Here is a 5,332-nt window from a genome sequence, read left to right as displayed (position 1 = left end):
TTTTTCCGCTCTTCTCTGTTCGTCTAACTCTTGATTAATTTGTTTCATTACATGGAATCTATCGGCGACTACCTCGGCCGATGGCATCAATTCTTTCACCAAATTTTTATAGGACAACCAAAGGTCTATGCTGACTTCTTCAATTGGCTCTAACACCTCTTTTCCCCACCCTGTAAGCGTTTTCCTCAATTCTTCTTGTGTTCGCTTCTCTAGAATAGCTATTAGTTTTCCCGTATCTAAATTTACTAAAACCGCACAGTAATTTTTTTGTCCTTTGACTAGAGCGATTTCGTCAATTCCTAGTCTTTTTAATTTCGATAGGTCTGTCTCTGTAATTTCTTCAGCTATGTCCTCTATCATTCTTTGAATCTCTTCTTCCGTTACATCATTTCTTCGACTAACATTTAAAATATCTCCTTCTTTTAATTGTTCGAGTATATTTTCGGCTAGTCTTTTCGTATAGGTTCGTTTACTGGCGACAAAATCTAACTCTTCACTAAAGGGTTTTCGACAATTATCGCACTTAAATTGACGACGATTAACTTGTAAGTACACTGGTTGGACTGAGATTGGTAAATCTTTGACTAAATGTCGATGATTTTGGTGTATTTTATCGCTCTCTAACCGACAACGAGGACAGATTGCTTTTTGACTTTTCGATTCGATTCGTCAAACTATACCGATATTTTCTAGGTGTCGATAGCCTTGAATAGACGTTCCTTTTAGATTCAAAAATTTGTCAAGTATCATAAGTAAAATACTCTGGTTTTTGGTTATTATATTAAATCTTAACTCAATTGTCTATCTTTTGGTATTAACCAGTTTGTGCCTTAAGCCTTTTCCTGTATGGATTTCAGCTATTTTTGAGACTAGGTACTCTCATCGAATTTTATTTTAAGTTAATTATTTGCATAACAATTCCCGAAGAGCCATTAATCAAAGGTAACGCACCTTATCTGAGGTTAAAATTTGTTCTTTCTAATTGTTGCTAGAAATGGGTTATGATGTTTATGTGTTTAGGGGCTAAAGGAGAAAAATCATGGTACGTTGGTCACTAACCGTATCAGCAAAAATAGCTCAACGGTTACGGGGCTATTGAAGATAAGTAGCTGGTTATAATTAAATTAAAAATGAATTTTAGGTTCGATCCCCCCTGCCCCCCTTGATAAGGGGGGTGCCGATAGGCGGGGGGATCTACCCTTGATAAGGGGGGTGCCGATAGGCGGGGGGATCTACCCTTGATAAGGGGGGTGCCGATAGGCGGGGGGATCTACCCTTGATAAGGGGGGTGTTTGATAATTTTTAACGCCTACCTAGGATGAAAATAATTATAAATTTCCTTAGCTAATTGTTCCCCAATTCCTGTCACCTGTTGCAATTGTTCTAGGGAAGCTTCGCGAATATAATCCAGAGAATGAAAATGAGCTAATAAATCTTTTTGTCGCTTAAAACCTAACCCGGGTATCTCATCAAGACGGGAACGGCGACTTTTTTGCATCCTTTGTTGTCGGTGAAAGCTAACAGCAAAGCGATGCGCTTCATCCCTGACTCGACGCAATAATTGCACTCCGGGTTGTTCCTTATCTGTCTCTAAAGGAGAGGATTCCCCCGGTAAAAAAATCTCCTCTCTCTGTTTAGCTAAACTAACAACTTTTACCTGTTCTAATAAATTCATCTCCCCTAAAACTGTCACCACTGCTGATAATTGTCCTTTTCCCCCATCAATCATGACCAAATCGGGAAAATCATCACTTTCGGCAATATTATCGGTATTTTCGGCATAACGACGGAAACGCCGGCGAATTACTTCTGCTAAACTGGCAAAATCATCGGAATGGCCGATTTTAACTTCGGGATTTTTGATTTTATAGTGACGATAATGTTGATTAGCGGCCACCCCATCGATAAACACCACTCCCGACGCGACTGCATTAGAACCCTGAATATGAGAAATATCATAACCCTCGATGCGGTGCGGCAGTGCCGGTAAATCGAGAATTACCGCTAAATCCTGCAAAGACTGTAAATCCCGGTCGGCGCTTCTTTTCGTCTTTTCTAACTCATAAAGAGCGTTTTTCTCGACCATAGCTAATAAATCCGCTTTACTTTGCCGTTGGGGGACAGTTAACTCGACTTTGCGACCTTTTTTTTCCCTTAACCACCCCGCTAACACCTCACCTTCCGGTAATTCGCAGGGTAACAGGATTTCGCTGGGAATTTCCACCCCTTCCACCGATAAATAATGTTCTTCCAGGACTTTTTGCAGGATTTCTCCCTCGTTTGCTGACTGACTATCGGCAAAAAATCCCAAACGTCCCACCAAACGACCAGAACGCACTTGGAATAATTGTATGCAACAATGCTGCTTGTCCTTAGCTAAAGCGATCGCGTCCCGGGATACGGTATCATCAGGTAAAGAGACTTTTTGATCGGTATTAAGAGCCTGTAATCCGCGAATTTGATCCCTAATCGTGGCCGCTTGTTCAAAATCTAGGTTTTCCGACGCTGCGAGCATTTTTGTCGCTAATTTCTCTAATAATTCCCCCGTCCTTCCCTGAAAAATCATCGCCACTTTCTGCAAGGTTTCTCGATAATCTTGGGGACTAATTAATTTTTGACAAACCCCCGGACAACGACCGATATCATAATTTAAACAGGGACGGTCTTTAAAAAGAGGTTGGGGACGTTGACGCAGGGGAAAAGTGCGTTTAATTAGGTGTAAAGTGTGGCGCAGCAGCCTAGTATCGACGTAGGGACCATAATAACGGTCTTTTTGGTTATTTATCCTACGTTTGCGGGTGATAAAAATGCGCGGGTAGGTTTCCGACCAAGTAATACAAATGTATGGATATTTTTTATCGTCCTTGAGGAGAGTATTAAAATGGGGCTGATGTTGTTTAATTAGATTAGCTTCTAGGGCCAAAGATTCTGCTTCCGTGTCGGTGACGATAAATTCAATTTCTGTCACCTGTCGCACCATCAAAGCAATGCGGGGACTGAGGGGTTGACTGGGACGAAAATAGGAACGGACTCTAGACCGGAGTTTTTTGGATTTACCAATGTAGAGAATTTCGCCATTTTGGTCGCGCAGGAAGTAAACCCCCGGTTCGAGGGGGATTTCCCGAAGACGATTTTCTAGGCGATCGAGGTCTTGGATTAGGGTAGAGTTAAGATTATTCCCGAACATCTTTTTATATTAGGGTTTGCTGAAAAAAGTTTGTCTTGGGGACAGGGTGTGACCCCCCCAACCCCCCCGACATCGGGGGGGCAGGTGGGGTGTGGGGTGTGGGGTTTTACCGATTTTCAGGAGTTCAATTACCTAATTTTCAGGGAAAAAGTCCAGGAATTTTCCCCCCGATTACTCCAATGGCCGGTACTTTTGGATTTCAAAAAGGTCTAAAAGTCTTATCGAACAATGTTTTTAGATTTGTTCAGCAAACCCTATATTAGACAAAAAAATCACGCCAGTGGGTATTAGCTGACGTTTGGCAAGATATTTAGGGCAAATCTTCACAAAAATTAATAGGCTTCCGATTCGATTTGCTTAATCGGGACGAAGCATTCTCCGGGGAGTAGAATCGGTTTATTGTTAAAAATCAATTGGCCGCGATGATTGTCGCGGTTAACAGCGACACCGAAAGGACGTTTACTAACTCGGCTATTGAGGGTACAGTAGATGCGATAAATGCGTCTGGCCGCCCGTAAGACAGTAGGATCTAACAAAATTGGGATTTCCATATCGACACGTTGTTGTTCGGTTTTCTGGGATAGGGCTACCATATCACTCGTCTCCCCACGATTAAATTGACATATTTATTAAATCAATGGTATATGACGATTTCGGAATTTGGCACTTTTGTTAAGATTCTAAAACTTTCAGGATGGCCTGGCCCATCCCTTGGCATCCCACCAAGGTCATACCTTCCGAGAAAATATCTCCAGTACGATAACCGATATCTAAGACTTTTTCTATGGCTTTTTCCAGTGCTGCTGCCGCTAAAGGCTGATTTAGCCCATATTTTAACATCATAGCAGCGCTGAGAATCTGGGCGATCGGATTGGCTTTATCTTGGCCGGCGATATCTGGGGCCGAACCGTGGACAGGTTCAAAAACTCCCACCCCAGCAGTCCCTAAACTAGCGGAGGGTAACATTCCGATACTACCGGTTAACATGGCCGCTTCATCGGAGAGAATATCACCGAATAAATTGCCCGTGACGATAGTATCAAATTGTTTGGGGGCCCGGACTAACTGCATGGCCGCGTTATCGACGTAGAGATGGGAAAGTTCCACATCGGGATAATTAGCGGCGATTTTCGTCACCCGGTCGCGCCAGAGTTGGGAAACATCAAGAACATTAGCTTTATCGACGGAACAGAGTTTATTGCCGCGTTTTTGGGCAATTTCAAAGGCCACCTTAGCGATGCGGTCCACCTCCGATTCCAAGTAAACCATGGTATTTACACCACATTTTTCTCCCGTTTCCGTCTCAAAAATCCCCTTCGGTTGACCGAAGTAAACACCCCCAGTCAATTCCCGGACGACCATGATATCCACTCCCTCGATAATCTCCCGTTTGAGACTAGAAGCGTCAATTAATTGCGGAAAAATGGTGGCAGGACGTAAATTAGCAAAAAGACCTAAACCAGATCTTAAGCCTAATAATCCGGTTTCCGGCCTTTGCTGCCGAGGCAAATTATCCCATTTATAACCCCCAATAGCGGCCAGGAGAACAGCATCACTATTTTTACAGGCGCTAAGGGTTGTTTCGGGGAGAGGATTGCCAGTTTCATCAATGGCTGCCCCTCCAATTAAAGCGGTTTGGAAGTCAAACTGGAGGTCAAATTTTTTAGCGATGACTTTCAGTATCTCTACGGTGACAGCGAGGATTTCCGGCCCGATGCCATCGCCGGGTAGTAGGGTAATGCGATACTGTTGCGTCATAGTTCTAGAACGGTAAAATAGGTCCGACTCTTGATTATAACATAGTTAGGGTTGGCTGAATAAATCTAAAAACCTTGTTGGATAAGGCTTTTAGACTTTTTTCCCATCAAAAAGTGCCAGCCGAGAGTGATTGGGGGGAAAATTCAGATACTTTTTCCCTGAAAATCGGTAAACCCCTACACCCTACACCCAGGAAAAACTTTTTGCCGCAAACCCTAATTAAAGGGGCAGTTAATCGGGTGCATCTCACATTTGCAGAAATACCGACAATCAGCAATTATCAGTGACTTTTAAATTATTACAGATATATCAGCAGCTGCCTGTAAGCATCCCACCGAAAAACTAATGCGCGGGGGGTTTGGGGGCGGCGCCACGCCCCCAACGGGG

At 43.2% G+C, this 5,332-nt stretch carries 3 protein-coding genes and 1 pseudogene; all 4 read right to left on the bottom strand.

The genetic code is table 11. From position 1 onward, the window contains the following. A pseudogene (locus tag H6F92_RS00765) lies at positions 1-750 on the bottom strand (ISL3 family transposase); the annotation flags it as partial. Positions 751-1,309: 559 nt separating this feature from the next. After that, positions 1,310-3,187: an excinuclease ABC subunit UvrC gene (gene uvrC / locus H6F92_RS00760; protein ID WP_190356447.1), complete on the bottom strand. Its 1,878-nt coding sequence runs from the start codon at positions 3,185-3,187 to the stop codon at positions 1,310-1,312. Positions 3,188-3,519: 332 nt separating this feature from the next. Then, positions 3,520-3,780: a hypothetical protein gene (locus tag H6F92_RS00755; protein WP_190356446.1), complete on the bottom strand. Its 261-nt coding sequence runs from the start codon at positions 3,778-3,780 to the stop codon at positions 3,520-3,522. 79 nt (positions 3,781-3,859) lie between these two features. Further along, positions 3,860-4,945: a 3-isopropylmalate dehydrogenase gene (gene leuB, locus H6F92_RS00750; RefSeq protein WP_190356445.1), complete on the bottom strand. Its 1,086-nt coding sequence runs from the start codon at positions 4,943-4,945 to the stop codon at positions 3,860-3,862. Positions 4,946-5,332: the final 387 nt, after the last annotated feature.

Origin of the sequence: Microcystis wesenbergii FACHB-1317 (assembly GCF_014696875.1) — a bacterium.
GTDB classification, from domain to species: Bacteria; Cyanobacteriota; Cyanobacteriia; order Cyanobacteriales; family Microcystaceae; genus Microcystis; species Microcystis wesenbergii_A.
Note: the sequence above shows the minus strand (reverse complement) of the source record. Positions and strands in the feature narration are given on the sequence as shown.

Coding starts and splice junctions, on each gene's coding strand:
- uvrC (WP_190356447.1), bottom strand. CDS start 3,187: ATGTTCGGGAATAATCTTAACTCTACCCTAATCCAAGACCTCGATCGC.
- H6F92_RS00755 (WP_190356446.1), bottom strand. CDS start 3,780: ATGGTAGCCCTATCCCAGAAAACCGAACAACAACGTGTCGATATGGAA.
- leuB (WP_190356445.1), bottom strand. CDS start 4,945: ATGACGCAACAGTATCGCATTACCCTACTACCCGGCGATGGCATCGGG.